General features: G+C 30.3%; 15 protein-coding genes. 6 read left to right on the top strand and 9 right to left on the bottom strand.

The window, feature by feature from the left end:
* Positions 1-56 precede the first annotated feature (56 nt).
* The gene (locus tag H0I30_RS12850) at positions 57-2,177 is read left to right on the top strand and encodes a carboxy terminal-processing peptidase (protein WP_218772256.1); all 2,121 of its coding nucleotides are present in this window, start codon (positions 57-59) and stop codon (positions 2,175-2,177) included.
* Between the two features lie 104 nt (positions 2,178-2,281).
* On the opposite strand, the gene H0I30_RS12845 is transcribed toward H0I30_RS12850, so the two are convergent.
* Positions 2,282-3,076, bottom strand: coding sequence for a DUF2797 domain-containing protein (locus H0I30_RS12845; RefSeq protein WP_218772255.1), 795 nt, complete (start codon positions 3,074-3,076; stop codon positions 2,282-2,284).
* A 65-nt stretch (positions 3,077-3,141) separates the two neighbouring features.
* Between H0I30_RS12845 and H0I30_RS12840 the strand changes: the two genes are divergently transcribed.
* Positions 3,142-4,650 (top strand): GH3 auxin-responsive promoter family protein, encoded by a 1,509-nt coding sequence (locus H0I30_RS12840; RefSeq protein WP_218772254.1) that lies wholly within the window; start codon positions 3,142-3,144, stop codon positions 4,648-4,650.
* Positions 4,651-4,652: 2 nt separating this feature from the next.
* Here the strand turns inward: H0I30_RS12840 and H0I30_RS12835 are convergent, their stop codons facing one another.
* The 5 genes from H0I30_RS12835 to H0I30_RS12815 all read right to left on the bottom strand — a co-directional run bounded on the left by H0I30_RS12835 (position 4,653) and on the right by H0I30_RS12815 (position 9,046).
* Entirely contained in the window at positions 4,653-5,072 is a 420-nt protein-coding gene (locus tag H0I30_RS12835) for a hypothetical protein (RefSeq protein WP_218772253.1), read from the bottom strand.
* 80 nt (positions 5,073-5,152) lie between these two features.
* A complete protein-coding gene (locus H0I30_RS12830; protein WP_218772252.1) occupies positions 5,153-6,406 on the bottom strand; it encodes a tetratricopeptide repeat protein in 1,254 nt (417 codons plus the stop codon).
* An 8-nt stretch (positions 6,407-6,414) separates the two neighbouring features.
* Entirely contained in the window at positions 6,415-7,656 is a 1,242-nt protein-coding gene (locus tag H0I30_RS12825) for a M56 family metallopeptidase (RefSeq protein WP_218772251.1), read from the bottom strand.
* Positions 7,657-7,762: 106 nt separating this feature from the next.
* Positions 7,763-8,125, bottom strand: coding sequence for a BlaI/MecI/CopY family transcriptional regulator (locus H0I30_RS12820; RefSeq protein ID WP_218772250.1), 363 nt, complete (start codon positions 8,123-8,125; stop codon positions 7,763-7,765).
* 3 nt (positions 8,126-8,128) lie between these two features.
* On the bottom strand, positions 8,129-9,046 hold the full coding sequence (locus tag H0I30_RS12815) for a hypothetical protein (RefSeq protein WP_218772249.1): 918 nt from the start codon (positions 9,044-9,046) through the stop codon (positions 8,129-8,131).
* Positions 9,047-9,615: 569 nt separating this feature from the next.
* Between H0I30_RS12815 and H0I30_RS12810 the strand changes: the two genes are divergently transcribed.
* From H0I30_RS12810 to H0I30_RS12800, 3 genes are all read left to right on the top strand, one after another.
* Positions 9,616-10,116, top strand: coding sequence for a DUF456 domain-containing protein (locus H0I30_RS12810; protein ID WP_218772248.1), 501 nt, complete (start codon positions 9,616-9,618; stop codon positions 10,114-10,116).
* A gap of 368 nt (positions 10,117-10,484) precedes the next feature.
* Positions 10,485-12,182 carry a lysine--tRNA ligase gene (gene lysS / locus H0I30_RS12805; protein ID WP_218772247.1) on the top strand — a complete coding sequence of 566 codons (1,698 nt, stop codon included), beginning with the start codon at positions 10,485-10,487 and terminating at the stop codon, positions 12,180-12,182.
* Positions 12,183-12,328: 146 nt separating this feature from the next.
* The gene (locus H0I30_RS12800; protein ID WP_218772246.1) at positions 12,329-13,051 is read left to right on the top strand and encodes an endonuclease/exonuclease/phosphatase family protein; all 723 of its coding nucleotides are present in this window, start codon (positions 12,329-12,331) and stop codon (positions 13,049-13,051) included.
* A 59-nt stretch (positions 13,052-13,110) separates the two neighbouring features.
* On the opposite strand, the gene H0I30_RS12795 is transcribed toward H0I30_RS12800, so the two are convergent.
* Positions 13,111-13,908, bottom strand: a complete 798-nt coding sequence (locus H0I30_RS12795) for an energy transducer TonB (RefSeq protein ID WP_218772245.1) — start codon at positions 13,906-13,908, stop codon at positions 13,111-13,113.
* Positions 13,909-14,039: 131 nt separating this feature from the next.
* On the opposite strand from H0I30_RS12795, the gene H0I30_RS12790 reads away from it, so the two are divergent.
* The gene (locus tag H0I30_RS12790; protein WP_218772244.1) at positions 14,040-16,061 is read left to right on the top strand and encodes a ComEC/Rec2 family competence protein; all 2,022 of its coding nucleotides are present in this window, start codon (positions 14,040-14,042) and stop codon (positions 16,059-16,061) included.
* A gap of 46 nt (positions 16,062-16,107) precedes the next feature.
* Here H0I30_RS12790 and H0I30_RS12785 read toward each other — a convergent pair whose 3' ends face one another.
* Both H0I30_RS12785 and H0I30_RS12780 read right to left on the bottom strand, forming a co-directional pair.
* A complete protein-coding gene (locus tag H0I30_RS12785; RefSeq protein WP_218772243.1) occupies positions 16,108-16,626 on the bottom strand; it encodes a DUF255 domain-containing protein in 519 nt (172 codons plus the stop codon).
* 105 nt (positions 16,627-16,731) lie between these two features.
* The gene (locus H0I30_RS12780; protein WP_218772242.1) at positions 16,732-18,315 is read right to left on the bottom strand and encodes a peptide MFS transporter; all 1,584 of its coding nucleotides are present in this window, start codon (positions 18,313-18,315) and stop codon (positions 16,732-16,734) included.
* Positions 18,316-18,361 lie beyond the last annotated feature (46 nt).

Here is an 18,361-nt window from a genome sequence, read left to right as displayed (position 1 = left end):
GGCATTATTTTAGTAGTTTAGTATCGCCAAGCACATAATTAAAAGACAGAAGATATATGAAGACGAAATTTATAATTCCTTTTTTAGCTATTACGCTATTATTTTCAAACGCAACTTATTCGAATACGGCTTCTGAACCAGATCCTGATAAAGACAGAGTAATTGTATATGTTTTAAAAAATATTTTAAGCAGATATCATTATGTTCAAAAAGAACTAAATGATGATTTTTCTGAACATGTTTACAATACATTTATTGATGGTTTAGATCCTAATAAAAGATATTTTACAAAAGAAGATTTAAAAGAGTTTTCTCAATTTAAATATCAAATAGATAACCAATTAAAAGACACTAAAATTGATTTTTACAAATTAGTATACAATCGATTTTTAGCAAAACTAGGCGCTGCAAAGGTTAATTACCGCGCATTATTAGCACAACCTTTTAATTACAAAAAAAATGAAGCTATTGATGTTGATTACGACAAAATACCATTTGCTAAAAATGAAAGTGAATTAATTGATTATTGGAGAAAACAGTTAAAACTTTCTATTTTAAGTAGAATTGAAGATGCGGAAGACTTACAAAATGATAAAGCTAAAAAAGACACTACTTTTAAAAAGAAAACATTTTCTGAACTTGAAAAAGAAGCAAGAAAAGAAGTCTTAAAAAGCATGAATGAATTATACCAACGCATTGATGAACTTGAAAATTCGGATTGGTATTCTACTTTCTTAAACAGTGTAGTTAGTGGTTTTGATCCACATACAACTTATATGTCTCCTCGTACGAAATCTCGTTTCGATCAAGAAATGTCAGGTAAATTAGAAGGTATTGGTGCACGTTTACAGAAAAAAGGAATGTATACACATATTGTTGAACTAATTTCTGGAGGGCCAGCATGGAAACAAGGCGATTTAGAACCTGAAGATATTATTTTAAAGGTGGCACAAGGAGATGCAGAACCTTTAGATATTGTTGGTATGCGTTTAGATGATGCTATTAAATTTATCAAAGGAAAAAAAGGTACAGAGGTTCGCTTAACTGTTAAGAAAAAAATTGATGGTTCAACTAAAGTAATTCCTATTATTAGAGATGTTGTTGAATTGGATGAGACTTTTGTAAAATCGAGTATTGTTGAAAAAAATGGTGAGAAATACGGAATTATAGATCTACCTAGATTTTATATTGATTTTAATGACTTAAGCCGCCGTGATGCAGCGAAAGACATGGAGAAAGAAATTGAGCGATTAAAAAACGAAAACGTAAAAGGGTTAATTGTTGATTTACGTGATAATGGTGGTGGCTCTTTAAAAACAGCTATTGAAATTGGTGGATTATTTATTGAAAAAGGACCTATTGTACAAGTAAAGTATAGAGAAGAAGCTCCTTTAGTAAAAAACGATACTGATGCTAAAATTCAATGGAATGGACCTTTAGTTGTAATGGTGAATGAATTTTCTGCTTCGGCTTCTGAAATTTTTGCTGCTGCAATGCAAGATTATAAGCGTGGTGTAATTATAGGTGGTAAACAAACTTATGGTAAAGGAACCGTGCAAAATGTGTTGCCTATTAACCGTTTTTATGAAAAATACCCGAGTGATTTAGGCGCGTTGAAAATGACCATTCAAAAATTTTACAGAATAAATGGTGGGTCTACTCAAATTGAAGGTGTGTATTCTGATATATCATTACCTACAAGATATAGCTACATGAAATTTGGTGAGCGTGATTTAGACGGCGCTTTACCTTGGGATAAGGTAGAACAAGCCAAATATAGCACAACAAATACCTATAGTAATTTTGCAGATGCTATTTATAAGAGTCAACAACGTGTTCTTAACGATGAAAAATTCAAGAAAATTAATGAGTATGCTAAATGGTTGAAGAAAAATCAAGAAGAAAGACTCTATTCTTTAAAATATAGCACTTACAAAAAAGAAAGTGAGAACAAAACAAAAGAAGCTGAACAGTTTAAAGACCTTTATAAATTTGATTCTAACTTAACTTTTAACTCTCCAAAATACGAGCTAAACTTATTTACAAAAGATACTGTTTTAAAAGAAAAACGTGTTGTATGGCATAAGAACTTAAAAAAAGATATTTATTTAAACGAAGCGCTTAATGTGCTGAGTGAATTAAAAATGAATAAAAATTATACCATTGTAAAACAATAAAAAAAGCAGCCTACGGGCTGCTTTTTTTATTATAGCTGTTTCAAATTATAATCTAACGTCATTCTGAAACTGATTCCGAAACTCATAATAATAATAATTACTTACTAAACCAACTCTAATTTAACCACCAAACCTTCGTTAGCTCTAACGTTAAAAACAGTTTCATCTTCAAAAATTAAATATTGCCCTTTAACACCAACCAAAACACCCGTATAAGTTTGTTCTTTTACAATATTTAAACTTTTAGGTTTTAATGGATATTTAGCAACAGGAAAATTAATAATAGTCTCTTTATTATTTTCTATAATGTACTCTTGCGCCTCTGCAGGTATAAACTCTCTTAATTTCTCTTGCCAAGACACTAGGCTTTCATCTACAACATCATTCTTAAGCATTTTTCGCCAATTGGTTTTATCAGCTACATGCTCTTTTAAAGCTACTTCTGTAATTCCTGCTAAATAACGATTAGGAACCTCAACAATTTCAATTGCCTCATGTGCCCCTTGATCTATCCAACGTGTTGGTACTTGCTGTTTTCTGGTAACTCCAACTTTTACATTACTAGAGTTTGCCAAATAAACAATATGCGGTTTTAATTGCACTTTTTTCTCATACTCTAAATCGCGATCTTCAATTCCTAAATGCGCTTTACTTAATTCAGGTCGCATAATCCAATCTCCAGCATTTGGTGTATCAAAAAAACAACTTTTACAAAAACCTTGACGGTATACCTCTTTTTCTAAATGACAGTTTAAACACTCATAAGTAACAAAACTTAATGTGATACTTTTATTTAGCAACTGATTCACATTTATAAAATCAGATTTCATATCTAAATAATACTGAACTGTATCTAAATTTTCAGTTGTCATTTTTTTTAAAACTCCTTGGTATTGCATGTCTTAAATTTTATTACTTTTAGCTTCACAAACTTACAGTAAATAATTAAATTAAGAGGTAATATATGTCGTTTCCATTTATAAATTCTATCATTTCTTGGTTTTTAAAAAAGCGTAAACATCAAGTAGAATTATTTTTAAAATATCCTGTTGATGTACAAGATGAACTAATACAAAAATTACTAAATACTGCCAAGAATACCGAATTTGGAAAACAACATTCTTTTGCATCCATACATAATTACACTGATTTTTCTAACAATGTTCCTATTCAGAAATACGAAAGTATAGAACCTCTTATTGAGCGTTGTAGAAAAGGAGAACAAAATTTATTTTGGCCTACGCCTATTCATTGGTTTGCAAAAAGTAGCGGAACTACCAATGCCAAAAGTAAATTTATACCTGTTAGTGATGAAGCGCTAGAAGGCTGTCATCTAAAAGCAGGAAAAGACATGCTGTGTTTATACATTAATAATAATGAAGACACACAAATGTTTAAAGGTAAAGGATTAAAATTAGGAGGGAGTACAGCTATTTACGAAGACAATAATTCTTATTTCGGCGATTTATCTGCAATTATAACCGAAAACTTACCTTTTTGGGCAGATTTCAGCTCTGCTCCTAGCCAGGAAGTTTCTTTAATGGCTGAATGGGAAACTAAAATGGAAGCTATTATTGATGAAACTATCGATGAAAACATTACGAGTTTAGTTGGGGTTCCTAGCTGGATGTTGGTTTTATTAAATCGTGTTTTAGAAAAAACAGGAAAAGACAATATTTTAGAAGTTTGGCCAAACCTAGAAGTTTATTTTCATGGTGGCGTAAACTTTAGTCCATACCGTGAACAATATAAAAAACTGATTCCGAAAAAGGATTTCAAATACTATGAAACCTATAACGCTTCAGAAGGTTTTTTTGGAATTCAGGACAGAAATAATTCTGATGAAATGCTACTAATGTTAGATTATGGTATTTTTTATGAGTTTATTCCGATGAATACTTATGACGGAGAAAACTCAACTGCAATTTCACTTTCCGAAGTTAAAAAAGGCGTGAATTATGCCATTGTAATTACTACAAATGGCGGTTTATGGCGTTATTTAATTGGTGATACTATTAAGTTTACTTCAACAGACCCTTATCGAATTAAAATTACCGGCCGAACCAAACATCATATTAATGTTTTTGGTGAAGAACTAATTATCGAAAATGCTGAAAAAGCATTAAAAGCGGCTAGTGAAAAAACCGATGCAAACATTAAAGATTACACTGTTGGTCCTATTTTTATGGATGGTAAAAAAAGTGGCGGTCATGAGTGGATTATCGAATTTAGTAAACCGCCTAAAAACATTAAATACTTTACCGAATTGTTAGATAACTCTTTAAAAACTATCAATTCAGATTACGAGGCTAAACGCTACAACAATTTAACATTGGCAATGCCGATTATACATGAAGCTCGTGAAAATTTATTTTACGATTGGCTACGAGAAAAAGGAAAACTTGGTGGCCAACATAAAGTACCTCGCTTATCTAACAAACGTGATTTTGTAGAGGAACTGTTAAACTTATAAGTTTAATAAACCTCAACTTTTAAAGGTAATTGATATTGTGTTGTTACCGGAATACCTCTTTTAAAAGCAGGAGTAATTCTTGGTAACTTCTTAATAGCACTTCTTAAAACACTATCTAATTTAGGTAGTTGATTTTTAATAGCTATCGATGCTGTAATTTTTTTAAGCCTAAACTTCCCTTTGTTATCAATTAATAAATCGATTAAAACAGTTTCATTAATAGTTTGTTCGGTTACGAAGTTATACGTTGTTAAAGAAGCTTGCATTCTTTTATGTATCTCTTCACTAAAACAAACGCTATTTTTTTTAATCGATAAATTTTTACAGTTTTTAAAAGTCGGAGAAACATCTACTTTTGTATAATCAATAACAGTATTTAAGTTGTGATTTTTATCATCTTCTGATAAAAAACCACAACTCAAATTTGTAAAAATTACTATAAAAAAAATCACATAAAAAAATCGCATCTCCTTGATTTTGAGATGAAAATACAAAAAATGATTTACTCTAGCAGTTCTCCTTTTAAGAAATAAAACTTTTTAATTTCTTTTAAACGTGTTTTTACCTGACTCGTTAGTAAAGAGTCACTAGTTCTAAACTTATTCAGGTAGTTTTTATAATACTTGTACGCTATTTTTTTATCCTTATAAAAATTTTCTGAAGTATTTGCTAACTGAAATAATGCTCTGTAATTCTTAAAATTTTCTTCATAAGCATCTCGGTAAGCATTCATTTCTTCTTTTGGCTTACCTAATTCTTTATAAGCTCTTGCTAACTGATAATATTCTGTATCTCGGGCTTCTTTACCTACGTATGTTGCAAACCAATAATTAAAACGAGCACTTTTATAGTCTTTTTCAGCAAAATCAATATCACCTAAATACGTGTATGATTTAAAATCTGCTCTATCAATTTTTAGTGCTTTCTTAAAATTGTTTCTTGCTTTTTCATAGTCTTTCAACTTAAAAAAACTGCGTCCTAACATCTTTTTTGTGTAGTGCTCGTTTGGCTCTAGTGAATCAATTTTTTCCAATAAGTCAATAGCTTTTAAGTATTTTTTATTTCTATATAAATTATTAATTTTTAATCTATTTAACGCAATATGGTTTCCGTTTACCTTTAAACCTTTATCAATAAATAAATTGGCAGAATCTTTATCTCTTAAAAGTGTATACGCAACTGCCAATTGGTGAATTGCTTTTATATGTTCGTTGTCGTTTTTATAAGTTGCTAAAAAACTATTAATTTTTAAATCTCTCTTTTTAAATAACGTATATACAATTGCCATTTGATAATGATAGTTTGCATTGCTTTCATCTTTTTTTATGAGCTCCTCAAAAATAAACTTTGCTTTCTTAGGTTGTTTTGTTTGTAAATACAGTTTTCCTAATTGATAATTTATTAATGAATTATCTGAATCGGTAGTTGTAATTTCTTCAAAAACTGTAATTGCTTTTTGTAACTTTTTTTCTTTTTGATAACTTTTTCCTAAAGCTACTTTAACCGAATACTCGTTGTTTAGCAACAGTGCTTTTTCGTAATATTTAGATGCTTCTTTGTAATTATCAATAGAACTATAAATGGTTGCCATCCTTTTAGTTGATTGATAACTCTCTTGTAATTTTTTAAGTTGCGCTAATGCTTTTTGATAACGCCCAATATGTACCAAGCTATCTACAGTAATAAAAGTCGAGGTTTGCGCCCCGACTTTAAAAAATGAAATAATAAGAACAATAGTTAAAATTTTCTTTTTCATAGTTAAATTTACTTTATCTCAAATGTAATAGGAAGTGTATAGCCTGTTCTAACTTTTTTTCCAGCTTTTTCTCCTGGTTTCATTTTTGGTAACTTTTTTAGCATCTCAATAGCTTGTTCTTTTAACTTCGGATGGGGAGCATGTGCATTTACACTAACAATACTACCATCTGTATCAATCTTAAACTGCACATAGATTCTTTTTTTACCAGGAACTAACCCCAAAGAATCTTTGTTTTTAATTTTAAAATTTTCAGCTGTAAACTTAGCCATACTTTTATTAAAACAAACTTTATCTCCTTCTTCACATCCTGGGAAAGTTGGGTATTTATCTAAAATAGAAAATGGGACATCTTCTACTTCTACGACCTCTATAATTTCAACTTTTTTAGTAACCTTTTTAGTGCTTGAACAAGAAGCATACAACACCATACTAGCCAACAACGGAATTAATAATAGATACTTTAATTGCTTTACTTGTTTTGATTTTCCTTTTGTCATCATAATAACTCTTTTTTTAATTAATGAATGTTTGTAAAATTGATTTACGAATGAGATGTTTTCTACCTGAAAAATATCGGATAATAAATTGTTGATGTAGTTTTCTTTTTCGGTTGATTTCGTTACTACATCGTCTGAAATATATTCGTGTACCAACGATATACGGTTTTGATACACATACACCATCGGGTTAAACCACATGAATATTCTTAAAAACTCGAAAAACAATAAATCAAAGGTGTGTTTTTGTAAACTATGTACTAGCTCGTGTTCTATTATCTTTTCTTGTTTCGCTGCCGGAATTCCTTTTCCTAAAAAGATATAGTTAAAAAACGAAAATGCTTTGGCGTTTTTAGGCAACAACACTAATTTGTATGCCTGTCTGTTTTCACTTCCGTATTTAAAAATTAAACGGACTATTCGCTGTAGTTTTATAATAAAAATTGTTAAAAAAAGTAAACTCCCCGCTATAAATAAAACATCTAAATAATTTATAGATTGATACCAAGCTGCTTTTTCTAATACACTTTGTGGAGACAAAACTACTTCGGGTAATAAAATGGTGTATTCTAACTGAACTACTTTTTGTATGGTTGGTATTTTAAAAAGCGGTAATAAAAATGAAATAACCGATGTACTTAATAAATACCACCTGTTTTTGGTAAAAAAAGTTTCTTTACTTAAAAAGAAATCATAAACGGCAACAAACAATGTCTGAAATAAGATGACTTGAATTATATAATTTATCATGGCTTTTTTTTTTATGTTATAACTTCGAGTTTTATTGATAGAAATAAACTTGTAAAATGTTCTCGATACAAATTTTTTATGCTTCAAAATTTACTCGAACTGACAGTTATTTTTTATTTTTATTAGCTTCCTTTAAAATGCTTTCAAGCTCGTTAATGTTCATTTCGTTTTCTTTCATAAAAAACGACACCATACTTTTAAATGACCCTCCAAAATAACCGTCCATTAACTTATGTAAACTTTGGTTGCTATAAGACGATTTTTCTATTAACGGATAATACACATAACCTCTACCTTTCGTTTTATGCCCTACAAATTCTTTGGTTTCTAAAATTCTGATAATTGTAGAAACCGTATTGTATGCCGGTTTCGGAATGGGTAATTCTTCTATTACACTTTTTACGGATGCTTCTTGCAATTGCCATAAAACTTGCATTATCTGTTCTTCTGCTTTTGTTAATTGTTTCATCTGTTAGTTTTTACTTAACCAGAATACTAAATTTCTGATAAATTCTAAATTATTGGGTGCACTTTCCGCATGGAATCCAAACTTATAAGTCCCCGTATTATTTGTTATTGTCTGAGCCGTAAACATTGCTGCTTCGCCAAAAACTGCTATTTTTCCTTTTCCGTATGTTAAAATTGCGCCTTGGTATTTGTCTTTTAAACCGTGTCTTGGAGTTTCATCATTAAACTGCCAAGCAATTGCTGGCGCTAAACAATAATCATCTTTTTTGAATTTTAAAATTCCTTTTGCTGAATTCGGAATTGTAAAAGCCGAGCCTGTAAAAGTTGTTATCGCATTTATTTTTTCACCTAAAGTTCCGTTTGTAATTTCTGAGCTTACCAATCGCTCGTTATCTTCCGAAAAAACATCCGGCAAGTTTCTTTCTTCTTTTTGTAAATAAGCAAAACCATCGCAAAAATTAAAACCAAAAGCATTTGCTAAATTGTTTGCTGCTCCGGCAAAAGGCATGTGATCTGCAATTAATAATAAGCTACCTCCTTTTTGAACCCAACTTTGTATATATTTAATTTCGTTTTTCGCAAACGCTGTATGAATTGGCTGTCTCCAATTCCTAACATTTTTTTGATGTATCGGATTTGAAATCACCAAAATATCATTGCTCTTTAATATTTTTAAATTGATGAGACTATCTACTTTATAACCATCAGCAGTTAATAAATCAGAAAAAGGTTTGAATCTACCTTCTTTTTGATGAAAATTTTGATGCGTTTGATCTATATATATTGTAGGTCCTGCTGATTTTAAAAACCTAGGATTTTTAATTTTTGGCACATCAATATTAGCAGCTCTTTGTTGTGAGAAACAAAAACTTGTTAAAAAGATTACTACAAAAACTATGCTCCGTTTCTTTATTATGGTCATTTTATAAATTTTAACTCTTCAAATATAACTAAAAAATTAGTTTAAACTAATTTTTTAGTTATAAATATGTGTAACAAACAATTATTGTATTCGTCTTATAATATATAAGTAGGGGGTTCTTTAAAAAATAAAGGCTCCTGTTTTTAAACATTAACCAATGCCTATATTTATTCTATAATGAACTTTCAAAATAAATGACACACATTATGCATTAGGGTAAAACGCTGTCAATTCTAGTGAATTTTACGATTGGAATAAGTCAAATTTGTATCGAGAATTTCAGTTTTACTTCTTACGTATTAGGATAAAACGCTGTCAATTCGAGTGAATTTTACAATTGGAATGAGTGAAATTTGTATCGAGAATTTCAGTTTTACTTCGCTAACTTGTTCTCGATACAATTTTATACCGTTATCACTTTATAAAACCACTCGAACTGACATTTTAAAAACGGTTATAAATCAAAATACATAATGCGCTAAATAGCGTATTATAATAGGAAGCTAAAAAAGATTAAATTAACACAAGCTGAATTAGCACTAATTAGAGACAATGAAAAAAATTAAACTATGGATATATTTCTAGCCATTCTCGGCTTCTGTTTTGTGTGTTTAGGAATTATAGGTTCTTTTTTACCGGTATTGCCAGGGCCAATTACAAGTTGGATTGGCTTGTTGTTATTACATTTAACAAATGCTGTTCCGCAAAACTGGCCTTTCCTTGGAATTACCTTAGTGATTGCTATTATTATTTTTATTCTTGATTATTTTATTCCTGCTATGGGGACAAAACGCTTTGGAGGAACTAAATACGGAGTGTACGGAACTACGATCGGACTTATTATAGGTTTGCTGTCTCCTATTCCTTTCGGAATTATAATTGGTGCTTTTTTCGGTGCGCTTATTGGTGAGTTACTTTTTGACAGCAAAGATACCAGCAGAGCTATTAAAGCATCGTTTGGAGCTTTATTAGGTTTTCTTACCTCTGCCACTATTAAATTCTCAATTGCTATTGTTTATTTCATATTGTTCTTTACAACACTTTGGGAATACAAGAGTTCATTTATATAATGCTGTATCCTCAATAAATAAGTTTAGCCCCGATTGTAGCATTTGTTTGAGCTCCTCGCAGAGAGCGAGTGCGGAAAGCGGGAAATAGCTTCAGAAAAAAAGCGAAACCTTAAATTTAGGGCAAAAAAAAAGCAACCCATCTCAGGGAAGCTTTCCATTGGTTAACAAAACCATGACACTATTTAAAGTGCCTAACAACACAACTAAATGCTACCTTTAAAAAAAAGCAGCCTGCAAATATACAACCTTTTTTAACTCCACCAAACTTTTTTGATTTTTTTACAAAAAACACGAATCTGTTAAGCGTTGTTTAATTCTGCAATTGATTGTATCTTTGCGGCTTCATTAAAAATTATAAAAAACAACCCATGCAATTATCAGAACAAGAAGTTGTACGTAGAGAAAAGTTAGGAAAACTACGTGAATTAGGTATTAATCCGTACCCTGCTGATTTATTTCCATTAGATTCGAATTCGAAAGTTATTAAAAACGAGTTTGAAGAAGGAAAAAAGGTGGTAATTGCTGGTAGATTAATGAGTCGCCGTATTCAAGGTAAAGCATCGTTTGCTGAATTACAAGACAGCGAAGGTCGTATACAAGTTTATTTTAATCGCGACGAAATTTGTGCCGGAGAAGACAAAACTTTATACAACGAAGTATATAAAAAATTATTAGATATTGGTGATTTCATTGGTATTGAGGGTGAATTATTCACGACTCAAGTTGGTGAAAAAACAGTAATGGTAAAAGGGTTTAAATTATTAAGTAAATCTTTAAAACCATTGCCTTTACCAAAGGTTGATGCCGAAGGAAATACATTTGACGGGTTTACAGATCCTGAGATGCGTTACCGTCAGCGTTATGCCGATTTAGTAGTGAACCCACACGTAAAAGAAGTTTTTGTAAAGCGTACGAAGTTATTTACTGCGATGCGTAACTTCTTTAACGACTCAGGTTATTTTGAAGTTGAAACTCCGGTTTTACAACCTATTGCAGGTGGTGCTTCTGCAAGACCTTTTGTAACACATCACAATGCTTTAGATGTGCCTTTATACATGCGAATTGCGAACGAGTTATATCTTAAAAGGTTAATTGTTGGTGGTTTTGATGGTGTGTATGAGTTTTCTAAAAACTTTAGAAATGAAGGAATGGACAGAACTCATAATCCTGAATTTACAGCAATGGAAATTTATGTAGCCTACAAAGACTACAACTGGATGATGGATTTTACAGAAAAATTACTAGAACATTGTGCAATTGCTGTTAACGGAACAACCGAAACAACTTTTGGAGAACATAAAGTTGATTTTAAAGCGCCGTATGCAAGAGTTACCATGGCAGATTCTATAAAACACTTTACTGGTTTTGATATTATCGGTAAATCTGAAAGTGAGCTTTTTGAAGCTGCTAAAGGAATGGGAATTGAGGTTGATGCAACCATGGGTAAAGGAAAATTAATTGATGAAATGTTTGGTGAAAAATGTGAAGGAAACTACATTCAGCCAACTTTTATTACTGATTATCCGAAGGAAATGTCTCCTTTATGTAAAGAACACAGAGACAACCCTGAATTAACAGAACGTTTTGAATTAATGGTTTGTGGTAAAGAAATTGCAAATGCATATTCTGAATTAAACGATCCTATTGATCAGCGTGAGCGTTTTGAAGCGCAGCTTAAATTAGCTGAACGTGGTGATGATGAAGCAAGTGAATTTATAGATCATGATTTTTTACGTGCTTTAGAATACGGAATGCCTCCTACGTCTGGTTTAGGAATTGGTATGGACCGTTTGATTATGTATTTAACTAACAATGCATCGATACAAGAAGTGTTGTTTTTTCCTCAAATGAGACCTGAGAAAAAAGCGCCTTCTATTGAATTAAACGACGATGAAAAAGCAGTGTTGGCTTTAATTGAAAAAGCTGAAAAGATGGCTTTGAATGATTTAAAAACACAATCGGGTTTATCTAATAAGAAATGGGACAAAACTATTAAAGGTTTAACTAAAAACAAATTAGCTAAAGTTGAAAAAACTGACGAAGGTTTATTTGTTGAAATAGCATAATACCTTTTTAAATATATTAAAAAAAGCAACCTTATTTAGGTTGCTTTTTTGTTTTATTATTTATTGATTTACTATCTTTTAAATATTATTTAAATTGATTCTTTTTTTGATAAAGTAATCTTATATTTAAAATAAAAAAACTAGAATTGAAAATTATAACTTGGAATTGCAATGGAGCCCTGAGAAAGAAGTTTGATAAACTAATGGACTTTAATGCTGACATACATATAATTCAAGGAGGTGAAAACCCTGCCGAAACAAAACATAAAGAGTACAACGAATGGGCTAATAATTATTTATGGATTGGAGACTCTAAAAATAAAGGGATTGGAATATTTGCCAAGAAAAACATCGAACTGAAAAAATTAAATTGGTCTGATAACTTTAAAGATCATAAAGTAAAGCATTTTTTACCATGTTCTGTAAATAATAATTTTAATGTACTTGCTGTTTGGACTCATAGTAATAAATCACCAACGTTTGGATATATTGGACAACTATGGAAGTATCTTCAAATAAATAAAGCTAATTTAAATAAGAGCTTAATTATTGGAGACTTTAATAGTAACAAAATTTGGGACAAATGGGATAGGTGGTGGAATCACTCAGACGTTGTAACCGAATTAAAAGAAATTGGAATTAAAAGTCTATACCATAAATATTGGAAAGAAGAACAAGGAGTTGAAACTCGACCAACTTTTTTTTTACATAGAAAATTAGAAAAACCATATCATATCGATTACGTTTTTGGAAGTAGTGATTTTCATCAAAATCTAAAAAAAATGGAATTTGGAAAAACTAATGATTGGTTAAAATTAAGTGATCATTTACCCATTGTTTGTGAATTTAAAATCGAAAACCAAGAATGAATTGTATAAAGTAAGATCCGTATTCAAGTAAACAAAACTAACGTTATAAGAACTAAGTCTTAACAACCTGTATCGCCTATTGTTAATTCAAATTTTTGTTGTACTGATTTTCCTTTACTATTTTTCGCTGGTTTCCATTTTGGCATTTGCTCTAGCAATTGCTTAATTGCTTTATCAATTGATATGATACCTGAAGATTCTACAATATTTACATTAATTGCGTCTCCATTTTCATCAATCATAAAAGTAGCAGTAGCACTTTGTGTTGGATTAAACTTCCAATTCTTAATTTCTGTAGAACTGTTGTTTGTTAAATAAGATTCTAAAGCATTTTCTGCTCCTTTAAAACAAGCCGAGATATCTGGAACAATAGTTAGGGTCTTTTTTATTTCGCTTGTATTTAAAGAATTCTTAGCCGCGTTCTTGGTTTTATAAACAATTTTAATACGTATATCATCTCCAAATTTTGCATTTCTGATAAGTGCTTGTTGTTTTGTATTTAAAACAATACTCTTGCATACTTCCTTAATCTCTTTGCTGTTCGTTACTCGGGTAATTTCTATGAATACATATTCTTCAATCCAACTAGTAGGATAATGTTCAAATACTGCTTTTAAGGTTTTTACGTTACTTAATTCACCTTCTGTAATTGTTTTGTTATTCGCCCCTCTTACAAAGTAAGTTAGTTTTCTTACAGGTGCTGATTTTAAAATAGTATTTTCAAAACCAGTAGAAATTGCTTCTGCAGATGCTACTGAAGTTATTTCTTTTTTTGTTTCCTTTTTGTTTACAAATCCGAGAACAACAAAACTTATTATCATTACTAAAATTGCGGCAACGGTTATTCTTGTTTTCATAATCTACTATTTTAAGATGCTACACCACAAATATACGCTTGTATCTATAAGTTACTGAAAATGAATTGTAAAAAAAGTGTGAAAAGAAGTCAAAAACATAGCTAATTATTTTTTATTAACTTTAATGGGTTATGAAAAAGTTGTTACAATATTCTCCTTTCCATTTTTTAAGCTGTTTAATAATCGGAATTATTTTACAGTTTTACACGAACTTATGGAATTTTGATTTCAACTTTTTAATTGTTTTTATTTTCTTTTTTTTACTTCTATTATATCTATTAAAGAGAAATAACAAACGTAAATTATTTTCTATTGTTACACTTTTATTTTTTATCGTTGTTGGGGTTTCAACTTCATTGATACACAACTCTAAAAATAATGATAACTACTATCAACGTCATATTAATGACAACTCAGGAGTAATTGTAAAAATTCGTAAAGTTCTAAAATCAGGAAATTATAATCGCAAATTTATTGCTGATGTAATTCAGGTTGATACTAAAATAACAAGCGGAACTATTTTATTAAATCTAAAAAAAGACAGCATATCAAGAGTTTTAAATGTTGATGATCGTATCTTTTTGAAATCAGAGTTTAAAAACTTAGCCGATCCTTTAAACCCACATCAATTTAATTATAAAGATTATTTAGTAAAGCAATACATCTATCAACAAATATTTATCCAAAAAAAAGATTACAAAAGATTAGAAAAAGGAACTGTTTCTATTTACGGATTATCAGCTCAATTCAGAAACAAGGTTCAAACTTCCTTAAAAAAACATTCTTTTAGTAAAGATGAACTTTCGGTGATTAACGCCTTGTTATTAGGGCAACGACAAGATATTTCTAAAAACCTTTTGGAAAGCTATATCAATGCCGGTGCCGTTCATATTTTAGCAATTTCAGGTTTGCATATCGGTATTATCTTACTCGTATTATCATCGTTATTTAAACCTTTAGAACGATTAAAAAATGGCGTAATCCTAAAAGCTGTTCTAATCGTTATCTTACTATGGATGTTTGCTTTTATAGCTGGTTTATCGGCTTCTGTCGTTAGAGCAGTAACTATGTTTACTTTTATTGCTGTTGGTGCCTCTTTTAAAAAGAAAAGAATCGTAGAATATTCGCTAATCAGTTCGATGTTTTTCTTATTATTAATTAAACCTTTATTTTTGTTTGATGTTGGATTTCAGTTGAGCTACCTCGCTGTTTTCGGAATTATTTGGGTACAACCCCTACTCTACAAATTATGGAAACCTAAAATTTGGTTGCTAAATAAGATTTGGAGTTTAATTACAGTCTCACTTTCCGCTCAAGTAGGAATATTACCTATTAGCTTGTATTATTTTCATCAATTTCCAGGGCTTTTTATAATATCAAACATCTTAATTATTCCGTTTTTAGGTGGGATTTTAATTGGCGGAATCTTAGTAATACTGCTTGCGTTGTTAAATTTACTTCCGCAGATTTTTGTTGATATTTACGGATTCGTTATTTCTTTAATGAATAAAATAGTTGATTGGGTTTCAAATCAAGAAGGGTTTCTATGGCAACAAATATCGATGTCTTTTTACGAAATGTTTGGTTGGTATTTTATAATCGTATTTGCGTATCAATTCGTTATTATCAAAAAAACAACACAATTATTATTTTTACTTGCATCCATAGTGATGCTACAAACTGTTTTCATTTTCGAAAAAAAGAATCGACATCAAAAGCAAGAAATTATAGTTTTTAATAAAAGTAGGAAAAACATGTTAGGAATAAGAAACGGAAAACAATTACATGTTTTTCACAACTTGGATAGTCTTAAAACAACTACTGATAAAGCAATTATAGATTATCGGATAAATGAGAATATAAATAGTTATTTTATCAATAAAACACCTAATTACTTTAAGTTTAATTCTGATAACATTTTAATAATTGATAGTTTAGGTGTTTATAATATTGCGATTAAAAATCCTATTGTACTACTACAACATTCCCCTAAAATTAACTTAACTCGATTGATAAAAACCTTAAAACCAAAGAAAATAATTGCTGATGGAAGTAATTACAGAAGTTATATAAATAGGTGGAAATTGACTTGTAAGAAACAAAAAACTCCGTTTCACCATACAGGGCAAAACGGAGCTTATATATTAAAATAACTGTAAGCAAATTGAATCCTTCCTCACAATGATAAACTATTATTGTTTAGATTGAACCTTTAAAGTTCTTTGAGAACTTTGCCCATTTAGTATTCTTGTAATTATCTTTTGCAAAATAGGCTAAAACTTTTTCAAACTTTTTTTCATCTAAATATCCAGGAACTGTTTGAATTAATTGTTCTTCTGCGCTAAAAAAAGCGGTAGAAGGGTAACTCATTTTCCCTTTCATAATTGTTGCAGCTAATTCATGATATTTACTTCTTCCTTGCTGAACAAACTTATATGTTTTTCCTTTAAAACTGATATCTTCTTTACCTTCACCATCCATTTTTACAGCATAAAAGTTGTCATTTATAAACTTTACAATTACATCGTTTTTGTAAGTGGTTTTATCCATTTTTTTACACCAACCACACCAATCTGTATACAAATCGACTAAAATAGGTTTTGGTGTTTCTTTGTTTTTTTCTATCGCTTCTTCAAAAGTTAACCAATTAACTTCTTGTTGTGCTTTTACACCAACTGAAATAAATGCGAATACGGCTACTAAAATTAATTTCTTCATGTTTGTTAGGTCTCAATAAGTATTCCAAATTTACAAAAAAACCTGTCAATTATTAATAATTGACAGGCTGTAAAGTTTTTTTAACTTTTCTATAAGAGTTTAATACTACTTAACTCCGTGCATTAATTTTTTAACCAATGGTGTTAGGCTCATTAAAATAAACCCGGCAAGAACTGGTACAATCGTAAATATTAAAAAGAATGTACTCATATCATAAGCTGTAGTAATTTTATCAATCATACCTCCCATTAATCCTGCAGCTTTATTACCCATACCTATTGCAATATACCAAAGTCCGAACATTACACCAATTGTGGATGCCGGGACTAGTTTAGAAACATATGATAAACCGACAGGTGACAAACATAATTCACCTAAAGTATGTAATAAATAAGCTAATATTAACCAAATCATACTTACCGAAGCTGTTTGCGCTCCTTGTGGAATTTCTGCAGAACCATAAGCTAACACTCCAAAACCTAACCCTAAAAGCACTAATCCCATTCCGAATTTCACAGTTGCATGTGGGTTAAATTTACTTTCCCATATTTTTGAAATTAATGGCGCAAAAGCAATGATATAAAATGAATTTAAAATAGAGAACCACGATGCTGGCACTTCTGTTTTAACATCACTAAATTGATTTTTCAACATCCAAATAACAACACACCAAATAATAGCAAAACTTGTACCTAAGAAAATATTAGATAATGCATATTTTTTAAAAGTTATTTTAAATAATTGAATTAAAACATATGTTATTATTAATAAAGGTATTACTGTTAATAATGTATTTGCAACTCTAAAGATATCAGCAGAACTTCCTTGTAAAACCCTATTTGTGTAATCACCTGCAAAAATAGTCATAGAACCACCTGCTTGTTCAAAAGCAGCCCAAAAGAAAATTGTAAAAAAGGCAAGAATACCTACAACAATATAACGATCTCTCTGAACATTTGCTGGTACTTTCTCTTCTACAATTGTTGTCTTTTCATCAACATTTTCAATGGCGTCATTATATTCAATTGTTTTAGATGGAGACAATCCTATGCTACCAAAAATTCCTTGAGCAAACCAAAACTGCAACATTCCTAAAAACATAAATATACCTGCTAATCCGAATCCATAATGCCATCCTGCTGTTTCACCAACATAACCACAAAGTAAAATACCAACAAAAGCACCCGCGTTTACTCCCATATAGAATATCGTAAAAGCGCCATCTTTTTTATCTTGGGCATTTTTATAAACACCATTAATAATAGATGTAATATTCGGTTTAAACAAACCATTTCCTGCTACTAACAAACCAATACCTAAATACAAACTCCAAGGTGTATTTAAAGCCATAGCTGCGTGTCCAAATGTCATTATAAATGCACCGATTGCTACCGAAAATCGATATCCTAAAAACTTATCCGCTAAATACCCTCCAATAATTGGAGAAAAGTAAACTAGCATTGTATATGTTCCGTATAAACCTAATGCATCTTCTCTTGACCATCCCCAACCAGGATTATCTCCTGTAACTGCAGAAGTTAAAAACAATACTAAGATTGCTCTCATTCCGTAATAAGAAAAACGTTCCCACATTTCAGTAAAGAAAAGAACAAATAAACCTGATGGGTGTCCCATCAGTAACTTACGGTTCATTTCTGAACCTTCAAATCTAACAGTGTTTGTACTCATATTTTTGTTATATAATTTATGAATAAAAAAACCTTGCAATAGTAAA

The organism is Tenacibaculum sp. AHE14PA (genome assembly GCF_019278465.1).
GTDB lineage: Bacteria > Bacteroidota > Bacteroidia > Flavobacteriales > Flavobacteriaceae > Polaribacter > Polaribacter bernardetii.
The sequence above is the reverse complement of the archived record's forward strand: the minus strand, read 5'-3'. Positions and strand labels throughout refer to the sequence as shown.